General features: G+C 50.3%; 20 protein-coding genes. 12 read left to right on the forward strand and 8 right to left on the reverse strand.

Annotated elements, in window-relative coordinates; genetic code table 11:
- The first annotated feature begins 10 nt into the window (after positions 1 to 10).
- A complete protein-coding gene (locus EJN92_RS20445) occupies positions 11 to 862 on the forward strand; it encodes an alpha/beta hydrolase (RefSeq protein WP_227869621.1) in 852 nt (283 codons plus the stop codon).
- A gap of 150 nt (positions 863 to 1,012) precedes the next feature.
- Here EJN92_RS20445 and EJN92_RS20450 read toward each other — a convergent pair whose 3' ends face one another.
- Positions 1,013 to 1,489, reverse strand: coding sequence for an FKBP-type peptidyl-prolyl cis-trans isomerase (locus EJN92_RS20450; RefSeq protein ID WP_126129520.1), 477 nt, complete (start codon positions 1,487 to 1,489; stop codon positions 1,013 to 1,015).
- A 158-nt stretch (positions 1,490 to 1,647) separates the two neighbouring features.
- Positions 1,648 to 3,219 carry a DUF4139 domain-containing protein gene (locus tag EJN92_RS20455; RefSeq protein ID WP_157984410.1) on the reverse strand — a complete coding sequence of 524 codons (1,572 nt, stop codon included), beginning with the start codon at positions 3,217 to 3,219 and terminating at the stop codon, positions 1,648 to 1,650.
- Between the two features lie 431 nt (positions 3,220 to 3,650).
- Between EJN92_RS20455 and katG the strand changes: the two genes are divergently transcribed.
- Entirely contained in the window at positions 3,651 to 5,843 is a 2,193-nt protein-coding gene (katG, locus tag EJN92_RS20460) for a catalase/peroxidase HPI (RefSeq protein ID WP_126129522.1), read from the forward strand.
- A gap of 252 nt (positions 5,844 to 6,095) precedes the next feature.
- Here katG and EJN92_RS20465 read toward each other — a convergent pair whose 3' ends face one another.
- The 3 genes from EJN92_RS20465 to EJN92_RS20475 all read right to left on the reverse strand — a co-directional run bounded on the left by EJN92_RS20465 (position 6,096) and on the right by EJN92_RS20475 (position 8,778).
- Positions 6,096 to 6,719: a glutathione S-transferase gene (locus EJN92_RS20465; RefSeq protein WP_126129523.1), complete on the reverse strand. Its 624-nt coding sequence runs from the start codon at positions 6,717 to 6,719 to the stop codon at positions 6,096 to 6,098.
- Positions 6,720 to 6,966: 247 nt separating this feature from the next.
- Positions 6,967 to 7,686, reverse strand: coding sequence for a hypothetical protein (locus tag EJN92_RS20470; RefSeq protein WP_126129524.1), 720 nt, complete (start codon positions 7,684 to 7,686; stop codon positions 6,967 to 6,969).
- Positions 7,687 to 7,881: 195 nt separating this feature from the next.
- Positions 7,882 to 8,778 (reverse strand): LysR family transcriptional regulator, encoded by an 897-nt coding sequence (locus EJN92_RS20475; protein ID WP_126129525.1) that lies wholly within the window; start codon positions 8,776 to 8,778, stop codon positions 7,882 to 7,884.
- Positions 8,779 to 8,926: 148 nt separating this feature from the next.
- Between EJN92_RS20475 and EJN92_RS20480 the strand changes: the two genes are divergently transcribed.
- Positions 8,927 to 10,369, forward strand: a complete 1,443-nt coding sequence (locus EJN92_RS20480) for an MFS transporter (protein ID WP_227869622.1) — start codon at positions 8,927 to 8,929, stop codon at positions 10,367 to 10,369.
- An 883-nt stretch (positions 10,370 to 11,252) separates the two neighbouring features.
- On the opposite strand, the gene EJN92_RS20485 is transcribed toward EJN92_RS20480, so the two are convergent.
- Positions 11,253 to 11,822 carry a hypothetical protein gene (locus EJN92_RS20485; RefSeq protein WP_126129526.1) on the reverse strand — a complete coding sequence of 190 codons (570 nt, stop codon included), beginning with the start codon at positions 11,820 to 11,822 and terminating at the stop codon, positions 11,253 to 11,255.
- Positions 11,823 to 12,146: 324 nt separating this feature from the next.
- Here EJN92_RS20485 and EJN92_RS20490 point away from each other — a divergent pair, with 324 nt between their 5' ends.
- Complete coding sequence (locus EJN92_RS20490; protein WP_126129527.1) at positions 12,147 to 12,668, forward strand: GNAT family N-acetyltransferase; 522 nt, start codon at positions 12,147 to 12,149, stop codon at positions 12,666 to 12,668.
- A 329-nt stretch (positions 12,669 to 12,997) separates the two neighbouring features.
- The gene (locus EJN92_RS22030) at positions 12,998 to 13,129 is read left to right on the forward strand and encodes a hypothetical protein (RefSeq protein ID WP_265415591.1); all 132 of its coding nucleotides are present in this window, start codon (positions 12,998 to 13,000) and stop codon (positions 13,127 to 13,129) included.
- Positions 13,130 to 13,231: 102 nt separating this feature from the next.
- Here the strand turns inward: EJN92_RS22030 and EJN92_RS20495 are convergent, their stop codons facing one another.
- The gene (locus tag EJN92_RS20495) at positions 13,232 to 13,825 is read right to left on the reverse strand and encodes a DUF4124 domain-containing protein (RefSeq protein ID WP_157984411.1); all 594 of its coding nucleotides are present in this window, start codon (positions 13,823 to 13,825) and stop codon (positions 13,232 to 13,234) included.
- 330 nt (positions 13,826 to 14,155) lie between these two features.
- On the opposite strand from EJN92_RS20495, the gene EJN92_RS20500 reads away from it, so the two are divergent.
- The 7 genes from EJN92_RS20500 to EJN92_RS20530 all read left to right on the forward strand — a co-directional run bounded on the left by EJN92_RS20500 (position 14,156) and on the right by EJN92_RS20530 (position 20,669).
- Positions 14,156 to 15,085, forward strand: a complete 930-nt coding sequence (locus tag EJN92_RS20500; protein WP_126129529.1) for an HDOD domain-containing protein — start codon at positions 14,156 to 14,158, stop codon at positions 15,083 to 15,085.
- A 145-nt stretch (positions 15,086 to 15,230) separates the two neighbouring features.
- Positions 15,231 to 15,560, forward strand: a complete 330-nt coding sequence (locus tag EJN92_RS20505) for a DUF2322 family protein (RefSeq protein WP_126129530.1) — start codon at positions 15,231 to 15,233, stop codon at positions 15,558 to 15,560.
- Between the two features lie 540 nt (positions 15,561 to 16,100).
- Entirely contained in the window at positions 16,101 to 17,009 is a 909-nt protein-coding gene (locus EJN92_RS20510) for a PilZ domain-containing protein (RefSeq protein ID WP_126129531.1), read from the forward strand.
- A gap of 63 nt (positions 17,010 to 17,072) precedes the next feature.
- Complete coding sequence (locus tag EJN92_RS20515; protein WP_126129532.1) at positions 17,073 to 17,972, forward strand: amino acid ABC transporter substrate-binding protein; 900 nt, start codon at positions 17,073 to 17,075, stop codon at positions 17,970 to 17,972.
- Between the two features lie 164 nt (positions 17,973 to 18,136).
- Entirely contained in the window at positions 18,137 to 19,306 is a 1,170-nt protein-coding gene (locus EJN92_RS20520) for a beta-ketoacyl synthase N-terminal-like domain-containing protein (RefSeq protein ID WP_126129533.1), read from the forward strand.
- A gap of 95 nt (positions 19,307 to 19,401) precedes the next feature.
- A complete protein-coding gene (locus EJN92_RS20525; protein ID WP_126129534.1) occupies positions 19,402 to 20,040 on the forward strand; it encodes a hypothetical protein in 639 nt (212 codons plus the stop codon).
- Between the two features lie 164 nt (positions 20,041 to 20,204).
- The gene (locus EJN92_RS20530; RefSeq protein WP_126129535.1) at positions 20,205 to 20,669 is read left to right on the forward strand and encodes a GNAT family N-acetyltransferase; all 465 of its coding nucleotides are present in this window, start codon (positions 20,205 to 20,207) and stop codon (positions 20,667 to 20,669) included.
- Positions 20,670 to 20,714: 45 nt separating this feature from the next.
- Here EJN92_RS20530 and EJN92_RS20535 read toward each other — a convergent pair whose 3' ends face one another.
- Positions 20,715 to 21,227, reverse strand: coding sequence for a TlpA family protein disulfide reductase (locus EJN92_RS20535; protein WP_126129536.1), 513 nt, complete (start codon positions 21,225 to 21,227; stop codon positions 20,715 to 20,717).
- Positions 21,228 to 21,488: the final 261 nt, after the last annotated feature.

Raw genomic sequence — 21,488 nt, forward strand, 5'->3', positions numbered from 1 at the left:
AAGGATAGCCATGCGTTTTTTCGGACTGAAACCTACTTTGGCATTTGCACTCACGCTCATGCTCGTCCTTGCTGCCCAAGCTAGTCACGCGCAGACGCAGGTAAAACCGTTGATCATAGGCGAGAGCCTCGAGTTAGTATCCAAAGTAGTGAAAGAAACGCGCCGCATTAATGTCTATCTGCCCGAAGCTTATACAGCGCAAGCGGCAAGCGCCTTCCCCGTCGTCTACATGTTAGACGGTGGCGTGGCCGAAGATTTTTTGCATATCGCAGGTTTGATGCAGGTCTCGATGGCCAATGGCAGTATGCGGCCGTTTATTTTGGTGGGGATAGAAAACACCGTCAGACGCCATGATTTAACCGGTCCAAGTGAAAATGCCCTGGATAAAAAAGAAGTGCCGAACCTAGGTGGCTCCGCCCTATTTCGTCAGTTCATTGCAGACGAGTTGATACCTGAAATCGAACAACGCTATCGCACCACCAAAGAACGCGCGCTAGTCGGTGAATCGCTGGCGGGTTTATTCACGCTGGAGTGTTTGTTGCACGCGCCGGATTTATTTCAAACCTACATCGCGATTGACCCAAGTTTGTGGTGGAATGACGAAGCACTGACAACACAATTTGCCGAGAAGTTGCGCAAGCAGCCACGCTTGGCAAAGAAGCTGTATTTCGCCAGCGCCGGACAAGCCGGAATGGCCAACGTGGCGAATAAATTTTCGGACATGCTCAAAGCGAGCCAGGTGCAGGGCTTAGATTGGACGTATGAAAACTACCCGAAAGAGACCCATGCAAGTATTTATCATCCGGCTGCACTAACGGCGTTTCGCCAGTTATTTGCAGCACCCGTAAAGACAAAAAAATAGACCAAACACCGCGCGACCTGAGGGCGTATGCGCAATGAGCATGCGCCCTGCAGGCCGAAATGCTGCCAGCAGGCGCATGGGGATTGCGGCTACTAAAACAAAACGAGCTGAGGTAGGTAGTTTACAGCGATGCTGTTTTTAGTTTTTATCTTAGTGTTGATGGCCATGATCGCCATGCACGTGGCCGTGAGTAATTTCTTCTGCGGTGGCGGCACGAATCTCTAAAACTTGCAAACCAACCAGCAAGCTCTTGCCTGCCAAGGGGTGATTGCCGTCTAACATGACTTGATCGCCCTTGATTTTCAGTACGGTGTAAATTTTTTCTTCACCGGCATCAGTATGGCCTTGCAGCGAAGCACCGACTTTTACGCCAGGTGGGAAATCTTTTTTAGAGATGGTGCGCAGCAAACTCTCGTCACGCAGCCCAAAAGCATCTTCTGGCGCTAACTCAAGTTTAGCTTTAAAGCCCACTTCCTGATCTTGCAAAGCAGCTTCAATTTTTGGCAGTAAATTATCGTAACCACCGTGCAAATAAGAAATCGGCGTTTTGCCGTTTTCTATCACTTTGCCAGTGCTCTCAGCAACGGTAAAACGCAGGGTAACAGCGGTGTCTTTATCAATTTTCATGGGTACGCTCTCAGCTTAAGGATAGGAAATGCCAGCATCTTACCCGAACTTGCTCTATTCGGTTCAAAAGCAAAGTTCCCAAATCACTTGCGCAATCCCCAAGCGCTCTGCAGGCCAAAAAGCTGCCAACAGCCGCAGCACGCTTGGGTTTGCTCTTTTTAACGCAGACCATTCACGATCGCGTCTTTCGGATAGCTGATCACATAGTCGGCGCTCAGGCGCACCGTTTTGCCAGGCTCAAGTGGTAATTGCCAGGCGATGATGCCTGGTTGCTTATGCCATGTGTCTTGCGCTGGTTTTGGCGAGAACTGGGTTTGCACACGGATGTCTTCATGACGCGCGACCGGGGAGGATTCTAAAACCTGTAGCGTAATGGCTTTTTTGTGCAGATTTTCCAGCACGTAAGCATGGCCAATTTTTTGCTCGGCACGGCTGCCGATGAAACCCTTGTTGGCGGCGTCACGTTGCTCCGGTTCTGTCTGCACCCTCACCATTTCGTCGCGGCCAAAGAACAACTCCATGCGCTCTTCGCTGTCCATGCGCAACTGGCTCTGTCCGACAAAATCACCGTCGCGGAATAATTGCAGATTACCCGCTGGCCACGAGCCGGCCGGCCGCGTCAGCTCTGCCAATAAATAGGCTTGCGCTTCTTGCTGCGGTTGTACATGTACCTTTATGTGCGCCTCCAGGGTTTGATTACCCAAAGCAAAGCCGCCACGCTGACCATCGCTGCTCAGGCTCACTTTACCCGGCACCACAAATTCAGCGGCGAACTCGCCCTGGAATACGCTGACATCGAAGTTAGGGGCGCCCTCCTCATCATCGGCACTCCTGCGACTTCCGGTGACAGTAATCATCTTCGCCATCGGCGCAGGTGCCGCTGCAAGTTGCATCTCGTATTTATTTGCCGATATCGGCGGACGGATGTCCAGGGTCCATGGATACGGCGGATTGATACGATTGGCCAGATTCGGCTGGGCGGTAGAGAGGCGCAGATTGACGTTAGTCCAATCCTCGCCACTAGTCTGCGCCACTTGCGCATGGCGCTCCAGTCGCAGTTGGGATTTATTGGTATCGAGATAGGCGCGATACACCGGGGTCCAGCCGGCTTGCTTCAAGCGATAAAACAGGCGCAACTCACCCTCCGCTTGTGCCGCCAGCCGAATCTGCACCGTGCGTACCTGCGGATTGGCAGCGATCAGGCGCTCGCGTTCAGCCACTAATGGCGCTAATTGCTTCTCTATGACTTCAGCGCGGCGCTGCGCCTGATGCTGGCGTTGTAGGGCATCCTGACCAGTGCGGCGCAATTGCTCCGCGGTACTAGCGATGGGGCTGCTGGGTTTATCTTTGCCGTAGTTCTTTAGGTAGCCCAAGACCAAAGCCTGGGCCGCATCTTCGGCAGCGATTGCCGCTTTTTGATCTTCCAACTCGCGGATACGGGTGTCGAGTGGGCTAGTCGCACATTCCGGTGCCCTCACCCTTTCCAAGGTTTGCACACTGATGTCACCGATCACGATGCCGGCGTCCGCTTGTACCTGTAAAGAATCGAGATCAAAACGCGCTGGCAAACAGGTGAACTTGAGTTCGCGCGCTCCCGCCGCTACTTTTGCTGCCCGCTCTACCTTGGCACCACCGGGATACACCAGCACCTGCGTAATTTTGGAAGCCGGCGTTTGCGCCAGAGCCAGGCTAGGTAAGAGCGCCAGGACAACGAGAGAAATGTTTTTCATGTGGTGCTTCCTAAAAACTATAAAGATCATCATCTATGTGAAAAATACACATCAGCCAAAGTATCGCGTATTAATGGCATTGTCACAAGTATCGACAAGTAACGACAAATATCAAGCAACATCGCACCACAAGCCCGCGGCGTTGCTATTGAGAGTAGTAGGCAGATTTGCTTTCGCTTAGCGGGTAACGGGGATTGCAACCGAGGAGCACGGGCACTGGTAATGAATACATCGATAGTTAAAATAGATCGAATCGATGTTTATAATTAAATTGATCTATTAAAATCCAATCACTACTATGAGTGGGTAGCAAATCTACATCGAAAGACTTCGCTAAACCGCCAAGAGCTGCCTATGCTGGCAGAGCTGGCGCAGACTTAGCAAAACACGCGCAATCGAATACCCATTACGATTTACTCAAGGAGAAAACCATGTCAAACGAAGCAAAATGCCCTTTCTCGGGTGGCGCCCGCCCGAATGCCCTTGCTGCAGCTCCAAAGAATGCAAATTGGTGGCCAAACCAATTAAATCTCAAAATTTTGCATCAACACTCAGAACTATCCGACCCTATGGGCATAGAGTTCAATTACGCAGCGGCCTTCAAGAGTCTTGATCTCGACGCTGTGGTGCAGGATTTGCATGCTCTGATGACCGACTCGCAAGAATGGTGGCCAGCCGATTACGGTCATTACGGGCCATTTTTTATCCGCATGGCTTGGCATAGCGCAGGCACGTATCGCGTGTCTGATGGTCGCGGTGGTGCCGGTGCAGGTGCGCAACGTTTTGCACCTTTGAATAGCTGGCCTGACAATGGCAATCTGGATAAGGCACGCCGACTGCTGTGGCCTATCAAACAAAAATACGGACGCACAATCTCTTGGGCAGACTTAATGGTGTTAGCCGGCACAGTCGCGCTTGATTCTATGGGCTTTAAAACTTTCGGTTTCGCTGGTGGACGTCCCGATATCTGGGAACCAGAAGAAGATATCTACTGGGGCCCTGAAGGCAAATGGCTAGATGATCAACGCTACAGTGGCGAGCGCGACCTGGAAAAACCGCTGGCGGCGGTACAGATGGGGCTCATCTATGTGAATCCGGAAGGTCCGAATGGCACACCCGATCCGCTAGGCTCGGCGCGCGACATCCGTGAAACCTTCGCCCGCATGGCGATGGATGATGAAGAAACCGTGGCCCTGGTTGCCGGTGGCCATAGCTTTGGCAAAGCCCACGGCGCGGGAGATCCTGCACAAGTGGGCCCTGAACCTGAAGCGGCCGGCATAGAAGAGCAAGGTCTGGGCTGGAAGAACAGTTACGGCAGCGGCAAAGGCGTGCACACCACCACCAGCGGGATTGAAGGTGCGTGGACCCCCAACCCTATCGCCTGGGACAACGGCTACTTCGAAACCCTGTTCGCTTACGAATGGGAATTGACCAAGAGCCCAGCCGGCGCGCAACAATGGACGCCCAAAGACCCGGCCGCCAAAACCACGGTGCCAGACGCGCATGATCCATCACTGCGGCATGCACCCATGATGACCACCGCTGATATGGCGCTGCGCATGGATCCGGCTTACGAGAAAATTTCACGTCGCTTTCTGCAGCATCCAGAGCAATTGGCAGATGCCTTCGCACGTGCCTGGTATAAGCTGACGCACCGTGACATGGGCCCTCGTTCACGTTATCTGGGCTCCCTGGTCGCCAAAGAAGTCTTGCTCTGGCAAGATCCTATACCGGCTGTCAACCATGCCTTAGCCGATGCGCAAGACCTTGCTGCACTTAAGGGCAAGATCTTGGGCTCTGGCCTGTCGATCGCGCAACTGGTAAAAACCGCCTGGGCCTCAGCCTCCACCTTCCGTGGCAGCGACAAGCGTGGCGGTGCCAATGGTGCCAGAATACGTCTGGCACCTCAGAAGGATTGGGCGGTCAACCAGGCAATTGATTTGCCTACGGTCTTAGCCAAACTGAGCGCGATACAGCAAGACTTTAATTCCAGCGCAACTGGCGGCAAGAAAATTTCACTGGCCGATCTGATTGTATTGGGAGGTGCCGCCGCGATAGAAGCGGCCGCGCAAAAAGCTGGAGTCAGTATCGCCGTTCCCTTTGCCGCTGGACGCATGGATGCCAGCGCGGATGAAACCGATGTTGACTCATTTGCGGTACTAGAACCGCGCGCTGACGGGTTTCGTAATTATCTGGGCAAAGGAATGCAAGCGGCGGCAGCTGAACTATTGCTGGACAAAGCCCAATTACTGACCCTGAGCGCGCCCGAAATGACGGTCTTAATAGGCGGTCTGCGCGTGCTGAACACCAACAGCGATGCCAGCAAACTGGGTGTTTTCACCGATAGACCTGAAACCTTGAGCAACGACTTTTTCGTCAATCTCTTAGACATGGCGACGCAATGGCAAGCCTCGAATGACGCCGGTGTGCTGGAAGGACGTGACCGCAACACTGGCGCTGTGAAGTGGACCGCTAGCGTAGTCGATCTGGTGTTCGGATCTAACTCACAACTACGTGCCATTGCAGAAGTGTATGCCTCAGCCGATGCCCACGCTGTCTTTGTGCGTGACTTTGTGAAAGCCTGGAGCAAGGTGATGAATCTAGATCGTTATGATCTGATGTAAGCGGCGCGACGCGCTGAGGCCACATGAGGTGGTCTCAGCGCAATTGACAGGCGCAATCAGCATGCGGCTTGCAGGCCATTTTGCTGCCAGCAGCCGCATATTACTTGCGCATACACTTTTTGGGAACTTCTAAAAACCCGTTAATCGGGATGCAGCGCAAGGCGCAAACTGGAGCAATACGTCGGTATTGCGAGGATTTGCAACGCTGCGATGCGCCCGAGTATAGGGTTTTTAGAAGTTCCCTTTTTAAAATTACTTCACTTCAAATTTGGCATAGTACTGCTGTATCGCAGGCAGTGCGGCGATGCGCTGCATGTGGGCATTGAGTGCGGGGGCAACGGTTTCGACCAAATCCCTGGGCACGTGATCGAGACGGCCAGAATTGAGCCCGCGTACGTCGACAAAGACCTTTAGGTCGGCCACGGTCAGTCGATTATCGGCAAAAAATTCTCCGCCATGCGCGCTTAACTGGCTTTGCAACCACTTCAAATACATGGGCATAGGGCCACTAACGAGTGCCAGGCGGGCTTCTTTTTGTGCTTCGCCTGTCATACGAAAAGATGGGCTTAAACGCACCGCAGCGTCTTCCACCACAGACATCACTTCGTCACACAGCAAGGCTTGATAAGCATCGAGCGGATATACTCCAGCGAGTTTGGCAACATAGCGGTTGATCGCATCTGACTGCGTGACCATGACGCCATCGACCAATAAGGTCGGCACCTGACCAAAGGGAGTGCTCTTGCGTAACTCGGCGAACTCAGGGTAGGCAAAGCGGTGATCCTCAAAAGCGATTCCGCCGATGTGCATCGCCAAACGCGCGGGCTCGCCGCGACCGCCATGAAAATCGAAATAAGTCAGTTTCAGTTGTGGCATGGTGTTTTCCTTCTAGGTTAAGCGCGGGACTGCTGCGCGGGCGTGACAAATAACAGGTAAGACGGAACAATTAAGACGTACAATTCAACAGCAAAAAAATCGAACAAGGACTGAAGCTGCATTCTAGCGATTATTCAGCGCCACATGATGGCAGAGCTATCAGGTTCAGCGAAAACCGCGCCGCATCTAGCGCGATGAATTCGAGCTATCTAATACGTCCTACAGAATGTGGTCCACCTAAAGCGGCCTACTTAATCAGCCGCATAGATTGGCCATAGTGATAATTCATTTGCTGTTCAGTGTAACGATGCGCGCTGCCGACTGGGCAACTGAGCCTAGCGAGGCAGGTGTCTTTGCAGAGCGAATTTTCTTGCTGGCGATATTGCAGGCATTTCAGCAAACGAAATTCACCTCCCTCTAAGGCCTTGGGCGGACAATTGCTGATACAGGCGTGCTCACTGCAAGTAGCACAAGGTGTGTCACTAATGACAGCTGCGCTGACCGGGAAATCACTATTGGCAAGCACCACCGCGCGGTAGGCAAACCATGGCCCATATTCAGAATTGACCCCAACCATAAACGGCGACGCATGATGCCAACCAGCGAGCTTACCCAGTTCTTGCAGACTAATCGTATAAGCACCTGGATACACGATCTGATAAGCCCCATCGCCCACATCGGCCAACTCAGCGCGCATAAATTCACGCACTTTCGCCACGGTAAAATCATCGACCGGATGTGCATCACTCAGGCTAAGTTCACTCTGCTTTGCCGCTTGCAAGGCAGTCCAAAACTGTGTTCCGGCATGCCCGATTAGCAGCAGTTGGCGATATTCTTGCGCCTGCGGACAACGCTCAAACAAGACTTCCCTTACCGCAAGCGGCAACAGAGCGATGTCGAATACCGCGTGGCAATTCAGACCGGCCTCGTTGAGTATCGCTGACGTCAAGCTTTGATAGGAATTCATCGTGCTCACTAGTTGGGCTAAAACACGTATTGTAGCGGTCTGGGCGCACGACAGCTATTTTCACATGGGCATCCGGTGCCTGGCGTCGTCACAGCCTAGCCCCTTAAGCGGGCTAGCGCAATCACAGCATTAGAAAGGTGATGATCGCCAGAGAACTTTTCTTGGTGAAGCTGCCGCTGTATAGTCGGGCAAACTTCAATCGCTGTTTTTACACACATCCATGACCAAGGCGCGTAGCCAGCGATGGGCAGGATCGGCCTGCAAGCGTGGATGCCAGATTAGAGAGACCGTCAATTCTGGCAGGCTCAATGGCAAAGGAAAACTATGCATACCAGCCCTAAGAGTGCCGCTGTGGCGTTCTGGCAGGCTGGCGATCAGATCACTACTGCGTGCCAGCGCCAGCGCACTAGAAAAGCCGCCAACGATGGTGGCGATATCTCGTTGCAAACCGATAGCACCTAAGGCTTGGTCTACCGGCCCGCTTGCCAGACCACGACGCGAGACACAGATGTGCTTGCCTTGAGCGTAGCGCGGGGCAGTGATCTCGCCCTCACACAAGACATGGCCGCTGCGCACTACGCCGACGTAACGATCGCGAAACAGTGCCTGCACCCGCAACTCTGGCCCCATATTGACGCCGACTACCCCAGTTTCCAAATCCACGCTGCCATCGCGCAGCGCATCGTTTTCTTTCCGCGTTTTTTGCACGAAACATAGTCTGACACCGGGTGCCTCGCTGGCTACTCTTGCGATCAAGGCTGCGCCGAAATTTTCAACAAAACCCTCACTGCTGCGCAGGCTAAAGCTTCCGACCAATTGACTAATATCCGGCGCCAACTCTGGGCGCAGCAGCGCCTCGGCCTCTTGCACCACCTGGCTAAGCCGCTCCCGTAATTCTAGCGCGCGCGGGGTCGCGACGAGGGCGCGCCCTGCCCTCACTAACAAAGGATCACCCGTGGTCGCACGCAAGCGTGCCAGCGTCCGACTCATGGCCGATGGGCTAAGCCGCAGGCGCTGGGCGGCACGCGCCACACTGCCTTCGGCCAGCAGCACATCCAAACTAATCAGCAAGTTGAGATCGGGACTTGTCATGCTGCGATTTTAACGTAGTTTTGTATTTTAACTTTGAGACATGGCGTTATACGCATTATTAAAGTGCGAAGCATGCGCCTTCCGCCCTATGTGTTAGCAAGGCATGATGCTGACGGTCCCCTCAATTCTCCACTTTAAAGGATGCGCGATGAAAACGCACATATCCAAACTTGATCAGATTTTTGCTGAGAGTAATCAAGCTCAGATGTCAGGGCGTTCAACGCGCTGGGCTGTGTTTAGTCTAGCGCTCAGCAGTCTTTTGGCCGCCTTGGGCACCAGTATCGCCAACGTCGCGCTGCCCAACTTGGCGCTCGTTTTTCATACCTCATTTCAACAAATCCAGTGGGTGCTACTCGCCTATTTACTGGCAATCACCAGTGTGATCGTCAGCATCGGTAGCCTCGGTGATCTACTTGGACGACGTCGCCTGCTATTGACAGGCTTAGCACTTTTCACGCTAGCCTCGGGCTTGTGCGCCAGCGCCAGCTCGCTCGGCTTATTGATATTTTCCCGCGCCCTACAGGGTTTAGCTGCGGCAGTGATGATGGCGCTCAGCATGGCGCTGGTGGCCGAGACTGTGCCGAAAGAGAAATCTGGTAGCGCCATGGGATTACTAGGAAGTATGTCGGCGCTTGGCACCGCGCTCGGGCCCTCTCTGGGCGGCTTACTACTGGCACAATTTGGCTGGCAAGCTCTGTTCTGGGTCCAAATGCCGCTGGGCTTCTTGAGTTTGCTGCTCGCAACGCGTTTTTTACCGCTTGATGGCACGCGTCTAAAAACCGACAGCACTCAATTTGACCCTCTGGGTAGCTTACTATTGGCCTTAACATTGGGCAGCTTTTCACTTGCCATGACCATAGGGCGCGGTAATTTTGGAGTTAGCAATGTCGCGCTATTGCTACTTAGCTTAGTCGGATTGCAGTTATTTATTCAGGCTGAAAGGAAAGCCAGATCGCCCTTGCTACGCTTGGCGCTATTTCGCGATTACAGGCTTAGCGCAGGCTTGACCATGAGTAGTTTAGTGAGCAGCGTGGTCATGGCAAGCTTAGTGATCGGTCCCTTTTATCTTTCCGGCGCGCTGGATTTAGATATCACGACAGTCGGACTCGTGATGGCTTGTGGTCCTATCGTCGCGGCCCTGGTTGGCGTGCCGGCCGGCAGCTTGGTGGACCGTTACGGCACACAAAGTATCAGCGTCGCAGGCTTACTCTTCATGGGCACTGGTTGCCTGGCGATGGTGCTGCTACCGATAGCTTTAGGGGTACCAGCTTACTTGCTGTCGCTAGCGTTCATCACTGCTGGCTATGCAGCATTCCAAGCGGCGAATAATACCGCGGTGATGGCACGCGCTCGCGCTGAGCAAAGCGGCCTAATATCGGGCATGCTTAATCTGTCGCGCAATCTGGGATTAATTATCGGCGCCTCACTGATGGCTGCAGTATTTGCATTCGGTGCCGCCACACAAAATTTACTGTTAGCAACCCCTGCGGCGCTGGTGCGCGGCCTGCACATGAGCTTCGCATTCGCTACTGCTTTGATCTTCATCGCTCTTCTGATTGCCTGCGTGAGCCACGCGCTGAGAAAAAAGTAAGTTGGTCTGATAATCGATATCAGAAAAAACCGCCAACTCCTCATTAAAAGCGTTCAAAAGTGAAAAAGAGATTAGCCGTTGGCCCTCATTGGGGCGCTGCCAATCTCTTCAAATTCAACAAAATTCGGGTCATCCCTCTTAGCACTGAGTGCAACTGCAAACACATTGTGCTGACCAGAGTTTTTTATTCTGGCCCCTGCTTCTCTAAAATCACTTTGGGCAAACTAGGTCAAAGTTGATCGTGACTATCCGGTTAGCATTTATTTAACATCACTTAAACTTAATTAGTTGCAATCAGGAATAAGCGTGCATCAAAATCAATACCGAATGCAGGTAACTTATTCCCAAGAAAAAACTGGCTACGCTAATGAGCGTGTTAGTAAACCCACCACGCCATCCACTCTGCTCCCAAGCGAGAGCTGGGGCTAATTTTTTAAACATTATTGACTCCCTTTACTAGACTCCTACTCATGAGGCTTTTCGGATACCGCCCTGTGTCAATTGCTAGAATTCGCGATTCGACCGCAGTACTCGGTATTGAGCATATTCTGTGCCACACAAAAAGAAGCGTAAGAATGCCTTATGCAAAAAATGTAAACATTTTTTACATGCAAAATGAGTGCTTTTACACGTAGCGAAAGGCACGCTGAGTCGAGCAGAGTGTCAAGACTTAACACATCGATATAGAAAGAAACTTGCATAACGCCAAGGCGCAATCCAGGTGCTGCTTGCAGCCCGAAATGCCGCCAGCAGCCGCATCTAGCTTGCGTATCCCTATTTGAAAATAAAAAAACTCAGCCTCGCCTATCTACTGGCAACACTGAGTTCGGTAACAGGAGCTTGCGCAGTGCCGACTGTCAACTTCCAATTACATTAAGCAGCGCTAGGCAGACTTAGTGGCATAAGCCGCTCTTTCTATGTGGCAGGGAGCCAATAATAAGTGAGATAACTGATCTAGGTCTGTGGTTTTCATGTGGCTAGAAAATAGACTGAGGCGCGGATCTTGCGCATCGCTCAAGCTACTCAACAAAGCCTTGGCTGCATCGCGGGCGCTAGGCCGGCCCTCCTGATAGTGCGGGCTGTCCTTGTAGTGCGAGAGCAAGACCTCACGGTGATCTTGATACAGTGCACTGGTCCGTGTGAATTCGAGTTCGGCTTGCTTGGCTGCAATCTCAGCGTCGATTTCCGCATCGCTATGACAGTAACGTTTAATCTCGTCTTCGTTCCAGTGTGGGCTCTCGCCATATTGCTCGCGTAGCGTGGCCATGCTGCCTTTAAGTTCTATCAAGGAATGGCTATGTACATCTTTAAACACATGCACCAGGTTATTGCCCAGGCCCTCGGTGCCTTTGTAGCGCATATCTGCTTCGATACGCCGCGGGTTAAAACGAAATTGACGAATGCAGCTGAGCTTCAAGGTTTCTAATAATGCGTTAATTTTTGCTGGGCTCATGGGTCTGTCCTAAGTGGAAGTACAAGCTAAAAGACGAAAAAGTTTGATATGTTTTGAGACGAGTACAGCGCCACTAAAAACAACAGCACACGCTGAGCTCAGCGCATTTAGGCAACAACGCGTTTATCGCTGCCTCACTATACAAGCAAAGCAAGCGCAGCAAGATGATTTCTAAGAAATATCAGGCGTACCTGACAAAATTCACTAATTGAACTTTTCATCATATTCGATGTCTGCTGGTATATAAGCTTGGTACACCTTATGCGCTATTTCTACCTGGGCAGCAAGGCATACCCCGCACACTTCGAACAATTGAAAAATAAGATGAATATACTCATTAAGCCATGCACACCAGAAGATGGCGCCGCTTTGGCATTGATAGGGCAAGCGACTTTTCTAGAGACCTTTGCCGGCATCATCGCCGGTCATGCCATACTCAAACACTGTGCCCAGACGCACTCTCCTGCACAGTACCAAGAGTGGCTAAATGACCCACAATATCAATTATGGTTAGCCGAACTCGCACCCGGTGCAGCGCCTATAGGCTATATCCTGGTGGCACCGGCCCAACTGCCTTTAGCCGGCATTTCGGCGGCCGACCTTGAAATAAAACGTATTTATTTATTGAGTAAATTTCATGGCGGAGGTCTGGGAAAACGGATGCTAGAACACGCGATCAACTATGCAAAACAGCGCCAAGCCGCGCGCTTATTGCTGGGTGTGTATGCAAAAAATTCGGCTGCTATCGGATTCTATCAACACGCAGGTTTCCAGCAAGTCGGCACACGCAGCTTCACAGTCGGCGGCATAGATTTTGATGATTACATCATGGCTTTAGCGCTATGAGTTAAAATACAGCATGCATAGGCTCTCTCATATCCTCGTCGCGCTGTTTTTCTTACTGAACTCACTAGTTTCAGTAGCGGCGGATCGTTCCTGTTGCGAGTCAGTTGATTGTCCGTTGATGCAATGTGCAAATATGGGCTGCGCGGCGACTCCTCAGTTGGCTGTGATCGACCAAATCCAGCTTAGGCCTCTCATTCCAGTACGCCCGCACTGGATACCCATGGTAGTCGCTGAGCTAGAGTGCGCTATAGAAAAAATATGGACGCCACCAGATTAAGCATAAAAGAAGCTAATTATTTTTTCTTTTTAAACTTATTCTAGGAATTTTCATGAAATCGAACTTCGCAAAAATCAGCCTCGCCCTGAGCTTACTGGCGGCATCCGCCTTTGCAATGGCATCCACCAATGACTGCTGCACTGGTCTGGAATGTTGCCTCAAGATGCTAGCTTGTTGCTTCTAAACCAGTAGTATGAAAAAGGGCGGCTATTGAAAAATAGCCGCCCTTTTTCATTTCAGATCGCCGCGCATTTAGCCACACAGCCACCTAAACAGACAAATAAACTCATCGATTTAGCTGGCTTCCCTCATTCAAAGCGCAAGCATCTCGCTCACCCGACGTCAATTCTTGCGTGGCTAATCGACAGCGCGGCGCGTTATTGATAATGATTTTGGTCGCGCCTGCTCTGGCCGCTATAATTTTAGCTGCTGCGTCTGGCCCCAGACAGGCCATGTCAACTTGATCCTGGTAAGAGTCGGTACCACCGTTGAGAGGCGTGGCACGATTTTTAGCAACTTCTAATGCATACTTCGCAGTACTGCATTCATACGATTTCGATAGATCCACTGCTGTCGCTGACGGTCTTCCTCGGGCTGGGGAAGAGCTAACGGCTTGAATCTGAGTCGCCTGCGCCTCACGCTGGAAACGCAGTGCTGTTTGCTCTTGCGCTTCCGAGGCACGTTTGCGTTCAGTACTTAGCTCTTCAGACGACCTGGCTCCTGATATTTTCGTGGCGGCATCCGATTTAGGGCATGCTGCATCAGAGTAAGTAATATGACCAGTCTTAAGATCTTTACATTTATTTACTTGCGCAACAGCATTAGCTGAAAGCATCAGCGTTAGTAAGGAAGCCAAGATAGTTTTGAGGATATTGGGCATACAAGATTTTCTCTGAAAAACGATTAAATGCATCAAAAGTGAGCGTCCGGAACTTTTAGGTGATTGAGAGCCAAGCTCTGGTTTCCGATTTGGGCTGTATTTAGCATTCTTAACTGGTGCCCCCCATAGCTCAGGTCATTAACGCAGTACTTTCTTTTTCGTTGACATCGATGCAAGATGGAATAGAGGATTTTTCATCAACTCCAAACATCCTTAAAACCATCGACTATCTGTGTGCTAAAGTTGCGCAGACTATATATTTTCAGGGCTTTGACCTATAGTGAAGTTAGAATAATTTGTTTGATCTCTGTGCCGTGAAAGGTGACTGATATGCCGACCATTCCTGTCAATAATGCCAACACTCAATCTATCCCTGTTGTTAGCGGAACTATTGCGGCGATCAGCGCCGAGTCTGTCATTACTGAAGTAGAAAGCCTATTCGCTCTACCAGATGCGGCGATACAGCTGAGTGCCTTGTTGTCAGATCCCGACACCACAAATATACAGATAGTCGACATCATCAGTATAGATCCAGCTCTCAGTGCTCGGGTACTCAAGTTGGTCAATAGTGCCTACTTTGGCCTAAACGAATCCGTAGGAACCATATCGCGAGCGGTAGCCGTGTTGGGGAGATCCCCATTGCACTCCCTGGTGCTGGCGACTTCGGCAGGTTTGGCATTCGAAAATATGTCCAGTGAATTAGTCGACATGGAAAAATTCTGGAAACGCAGCGTCTATGCCGCCTTGGCAGCTGGCAGCCTGGCTAGCCGTGGTGGGCCACGTCTACGCGAACGGGTATTTCTATCAGCGCTGCTACACCAGGTGGGCCAACTAGTGATGTATCACCACCTACCTGAGATCTCCACTCAAGTACTGGCTGCGGTGGCACGTGGTGAAGACCGTGCTTCAAGTGAATACGCTTTGTTAGGTTTTACGCATGCCGACCTTGGCGCTACCCTACTCGAACACTGGAAGCTCCCGGTGGCATTGACCGAACCGGTACGCTATCAAGAACGCAGTAACGAAGCCCCAGATCACGCGCGCGAAGCAGCACTAGTACATCTCGCCAGCCTGATCGCCCAACACATGGAACTGAACCTGGCCAATAGTCCAACCGCAAGTGCATTCGATGTCGATCCCGAGCTATGGGCACAAGCCAACTGCAATCCAGAGATACTCGACAGCGTCATCGAGGAAGTCGATCTCAATTGGTTCCAGGTCATCAGCTTGATAGCCCCGAATGCGATGCTCATTTACTAAACATCAATACCAAATAGCAGACAAATTTGCGCCTAACAAACCAGATGTAAAAGCCGAAATTTTTCGTTGATGGCGAGCGCATCTGGCGCCCTTCCCCTATAATCGATGCCGCTGTTTTGCGCTCCATTCTTTTAAGGGAAATTCCATGAAGTTCAACGAGGTTTTGTCCACACTTCCGGTTATCGATCAACTTGCCGCGATCGAATTATTTGATGGCAACAATCTGCTCAGCAGAATTGAAAACAAACCGGGATCAGCTGGCAGCGTGCGTGTGTATCACGCCTTGCATCAAGAATTCGGTGTAATCAATGCCATTGCCGCAACTAAGGGTTTGCAACTGTACGCAGAGCATACCGATGATGCCATCGCCTTCCCAGGCAAGCATCCAAATATTGATAGGCTGCTGTCTTTAATTCAAGACAATGCGTCCAGCGATACTTGCAAACAACTTACTGTCAATTTAATCGCTGTATGACTTGAGATAGCCCCTACAAAAAAGCACTACCAAGCAAAAAAACTAGGCATCAGACTCGCATGCATAGTGGGTCTGTCTTGCCAGTCATATAGCCTCAAGAGCCGCATGAACAGTACATAATGGCTAGAGGGAACTTCGAAAAACCCTATACTCGGGCGCATCGCGGCGTTGCAAATTCTCGCAATACCGACGTATTACTCCGGTTTGCGCCTTGCGCTGCATCCCGATTAACGGGTTTTTCCTAGGCTAGTCAAATCCCCTTTTTAATCGCCTCCCTTGGTTTCTGGAGCCAAAAGGCATGGCGTCTGCTTATTCGAATACGTCTATTTTTTCTTATCAAACTAGTTGGTCTCAAGTAATTCCCCATAGAGACCGTTATGCTGTAATCTGCTAGAAATAGTGACGAAGTTGGCCTAGGATCGAAACAAAGATCCCGCTTTAAGAGAACTTTTTTCCATAAGCGCTTTGCTAGCTTAAATTACTATTCTGTTGGCGAACCCTGAATGCGGAATTTTCACTCACTATTCATCGAGGCGTATCGTGCTAAAACAATTATTCGCTAAAGCGCTAGGCAACGAGGATGATAAGCCCGTCCCTAGCGATTTGCATGCACATACAGATGATAAGCACCTGTGGCTGAGCTCCTTGATCGATCTCTTCCCTATCGGTAAAAAGCAGCGTTACTATCCAGAATACAAAATGGATATCGTTTTCGATACCTTGGTCATTGCCTATTGTGTCAACGGACATTTTCTCTATTCCGCCTCCGCAATAGAGAATGATGCTGAAGGGCACCCTGCGTTTTTTAGAATTACTCAAAGCGGCGAACGGATAGCGTTTTCCAAGGTCAAGAGCTTTCAATTGGTGGTGCCCGACACCTCAGAGTCTGAAGTAAAACTCGATTACGAAAGACGCGCTGCGCTGGGGCGTGGACGTCAATTTGCTAAAGGCAATAGCATATCCCTGATATCGGCAGCACCGGGCAGAGGCGTTTCTACGGTAGACACAGAAGTGACTAAGCTGGTGGTCCAAAAAGATGGCCCCTATGCTCCCGCGACTCTGATTTTGCTCACGCCCGACCTCGACACTCTGGTGGTGACCGACCAAAGAGCCAAAGCGCGCGTCAAGATCTCTGTACCGTTAATGCTTTCTTCTGAAGAAGGCCCTTTAGTCAGCGCCTGCACCATCGTGGATATTTCAGACGCTGCCCTGCGTATTCATATCGACAGTAACCATCCGAATATGCCTGAAATGGAGATCAATTCTGAGGTCGTTATGGTGATTAATTTATCCAAGGCGGAGTTGCAATTTAGCGTTAAAGGCAAGGTAATGCGCAGCTTTCCGGGGATACGCGTGATTAAACTACTAGCCTTACTTAAGAACGGAAAATATGTGCCCTTCAGCCCACTTGATCATCTAGAACTCAAGGCTGGTTTAATGAATTTTTGATGTTATGCTCATGCCGAGGTCGTTTGCTACAGATATTTAATATTCTTAAAAAAAGGAATAAAAATGAAAAAACCTCTCCGCACTCTCTGCTTAAAATCCTTACTCGCGACCAGTCTCTGTAGCACTTTCAGCGCCGTTGCCGCCGACACTTTAGCTAGTATCAAAGAGAAACAAAGCATCACCATCGCCTACCGCGAGGAGACTTTTCCTTTCTCTTACTTGGCTGGCAATAAACAACCGGTAGGCTACTCCATCGATATCTGCATGCTGCTGGTCGATAGTCTCAAGCGCGAATTAAAATTACCAAAATTGGCCGTCAATTATCTTCCCGTCACGGCAGAGACCAGACTAAAGGCGATTGCAGAGGGTAAAGCGGACTTAGAATGCGGTTCCAGCACGAATAGCCCAGAACGACGTAATTTAGTGAATTTTGCTATCCCGCATTTTTTTGCGAACGTACGCATGTTGGTGCGCAACGATACCGCGATCAAAAATTGGGCTGACGTCAAGGGGAAAACTCTGGTGCTCACCACTGGTAGCTCAACCGCCAAAGTCTTGGCCGAAAAAGCCAAAACCAAAGATTTAAAATACACCGTCGTCAATGCGCCAAATCATCAGGCCTCTTTCGCTTTGCTAGAAAGCGCTAAGGCCGATGCCTTTGTCATGGATGATGTTTTACTGTATGCCTTACGCGCCGAATCGAAGAAAGCCAATAAATTTACTATCACTGGTGAAGTACTTTCTACTCAAACTTACTCTATTGTGCTGCGCAAGGATGATCCAAATTTCAAAAAATTTGTCGATAAAGAATTGGCCAATGATATGATCAACGGTACCGTCACTAAGATCTACGACAAGTGGTTCAAACAGCCGACGCCGCCTAAAGCTATTAATCTTGAAATGCCTATGAATCGCATTCTCACCGATCAGTTACGTTTCCCTACTGATCAACATTTGGAGTAAGCAGCTGAGATCTTGTCACGGAGCTGCTGCATAACAAAAATCACAGGCTCAGTCCGTTTTTTAGCAGGGGTAAATAGTCTGCAGCTCGCTGCCGCTGAGTCTGTGTATAGAGTTTCTGTGCTAAGCTCACGCCACTTTTTCACCCTCTATACACATACCCGCCTTTGAATTTTTTTAACGCACCCATCTCCATCACAGCCATTGCATCATTGTCTCCGTTAGGAAACTGCTCATTTGATGTTTGGCAAAATTATCTTAAGCCCACCACCTGCATACGCGAAACTAGTGTGCAAGGACAGGCATTTTTTCTAGCCAGCATACCCGAACACCTGAAGCCAGAGCTTGCGCTGATACGCGCCTCGCATCCCCATTATCAAACGCTGGACGAGACTGTCATCTACGCCATTCTGGTAGCACGACAGGCGATACGGCAGGCGGACTGGGATCAATCCGATGAGGTCGGAATTAATCTGGGCTCTTCGCGCGGTGCCACTCAATTGTTTGAGCAATATCATCAAGAATTTTTGACTAGCACGAGTACGCCCAAACTATGCTCGCCCAACACTACCTTGGGGAATATCTCTAGTTGGGTCGCGCATGATTTAAAAATACAAGGGCCACAGGTATCACACTCGGTCACCTGTTCCACCGGTTTGCATGCTGTCTTAAACGGGGTTGCCTGGCTGAAGGCTGGCATGTCCAAGAAATTTTTAGTTGGTGCCAGCGAGGCGCCGCTGACTGCTTTCACTCTGCACCAAATGCAAGCACTAAAAATCACCGCGCGCAGTGCCGGCACTTATCCTTGCCGCGCGCTTGATTTAGAGAAGCAAGAAAATACCATGGTGCTGGGCGAAGGCGCTGCGGTGGCGTGCCTGGAACCAGGGAAAGTGCCAAATGCTCTGGCGACCATCGATGGTGTGGGTTATGCCAGTGACGATGCCCGCTACAATTTCTCACTCTCAGAGAGCGCTATTTGCTTCCAAAAATCCATGAAAATGGCGCTCGGTTCAATCACTGCGGATCAGGTCGACTGCATCATCATGCATGCGCCCGGCACTATGCTAGGCGATAGCGCAGAATTTAAGGCAATTGAGGCCGTGTTTGGTACCAACTTGCCTATGCTGACCACGAATAAATGGAAAATTGGTCATAGCCTGGGGGCCTCTGGCATGCTCAGTCTGGAACTGGCGATCTTGATGTTGCAGCATCAAGAGTTTATTCCTGTGCCATTTATTCCCGCCCAAGCCCACGCTAAGCAGATAAATAAGATACTGATTAATGCCGTCGGCTTTGGCGGCAATGCCGTGACGATTTTACTGAGCCGAGCGCACTAATCAGAAACAGAATTTTTATGTAAGCCTTTGTATGTACTCCACCATAAATAAGCATTTAGCGCTACCATAGCTAGCATTTCCAGGAGCGCTATTTTATGAGTATAGAAGCACCTCAAGCATCGAATCCTGCTCCAGTATCGTACGGCGGGGCGCCACTCTCGGGCGGCTTTGTGGCTGGCACCTTAATCCACACCAAGCGTGGCTTACTGCCTTTGGGACAATTACAGGTCGGTGATGAGATAGCGCTGGCTTCTGAACCAGGCCTGCCGCTATTTAGTCCTATAGTCAAACTGATGCGTAAGCCTGACCAGTCTGTCGTCTTATTAGAATTTATTCAGCACGACGAACTCAGCGCCGGTGAACTGATCGTCCATCCTGATCAGCTATTTTGGGTGGCAGAACAAGGCTGGACCGCGGCCCATCGTCTAAGCTATGGCATGCCAATTAAACGTCTAGGCAAAGCCGACGCCACGGCGCTGCGGGTATTGGATTTATTCGCAACAGAACAAGCTCAGGTGGCGTGTAATTTTGATCAAAGCGATTTTACCGGACCGACAATAGACTTGCGCGATCAAGCGATACGCATTTTTTATGAAGGCGTTCCCAATGATACTGTTACTAGCGGAGAAATTGAGCCATTTAGCTGCGAATTGATCTGTCTGCAAGTCGCCAGCGCCGACCATATGTTGGTGGGTAATATGGGAATATTGGTAAGACTAGACCCAGTGCCATGACTACCCCCGCCAAGACGCACTATCCATGCGGCTTATCAAGCATACCGGCCGCTCAACCGCATGGATATTGCGCGCTGGAGCATGCCCTAGCGCACTTTTCAAGTTAACAGCTACTGCAAGCACAGGTTTAAAAAGTAGTAAGAAAAAAGGATGAAAGGATAAAAATGCAAGTGCAACTCAGAGCCGTCACTTATGACAATTTCGATGCCGTCATAGAATTACAATTACTCAAGCACCAAGAAGACTACTTGTCCAGCAATTGCTATTCGATTGCGCAATCAAAATTTGATCCAAATTACCATCCGCGCGCGATTTACGCGGATGATGAGTTGGTGGGCTTCCTGATGTATAACAGCTTCGATTGCGAGGTCCAGCATCAGACCGGCATCCATAGATTCATGATAGACCAGCGCCATCAAGGCAAAGGTCTGGGTCGGCAAGCCATGCATCTGGTTTTAGACGAAATAGAAGCTCAGCCATTATTGCAACGCATCACCATTTGCTATCACCCGACTAACCCGCTGGCAAAACCCTTCTACGCCAGCTTGGGCTTTATCGAAACCGGCCTCGATGAGGAAGGTGAAATGATCGCCGAAATTCTGATTGACAAGCGTCAAGCAGCGATCTAAACAGTGGTCTAAACAGTGCTCTAAATAAGGATCTAAGCCGGCGCGCTAGCCTAGGGATAACCACAATTTATCCCAGTCGTCGGCTTGAAATGCACCTTCGCGCTTGAACATTAATTGTTGTTTGGCATCGATCACGAAATGACTAGGCAGGCTGCTCACTTTGCCGAAATTATCTTTGTGGCCAGGTGCATTGCGCCATACGGTAGGAAAGCGCTGATCCTTCGGAAAGGCCAAGGTAGTGGCCTCGTTGTACTCATCCAGGTCTTTCTTGTTCTGATCCATATTAACGCCCAACAAGACGAATTTATTGCTGGCATTTCTGACATAAAACTCACGCATTAATTTCAGATCGTGGGTACATAGTGCGCAATCGAAGGTAAAAAAACTCACCAAGACCGTACGACCCGAAAAATCTTTTAAATCGAGCTTTTTACCGGCGACATCGAGTCCTGATAGTTCATATTTTTGCCCTGTCGTTTTACCCTGAGCCAGCGCCAGCGCACTCGACATGCCCACTCCCGAAATAATCGCCGACTGTATAAAATCTCTTCTGTTCATAGGACACCTTTTTAAGTGGAGTATCAAACTTAGGACATACGCAAAAGCGCCCCAGCGTCATTGCACTCGCCTTGCTGCAACAATTTTGCGTCAGTCCTAACTACAAAAAAAACCAGGACTCATTATGAGTCTAAGAACATGATGACAATACCAGAAAACCAGGCATGCGCCGCAAACTTGCGCGCATATTCCCAGCAGATACAAAATGCTTAGACCAATTTACACTCTGCCTCTTTAATTTAAAGTATCCAGCTCTGGTTC

The organism is Undibacterium parvum (assembly GCF_003955735.1).
GTDB lineage: Bacteria > Pseudomonadota > Gammaproteobacteria > Burkholderiales > Burkholderiaceae_D > Undibacterium > Undibacterium parvum.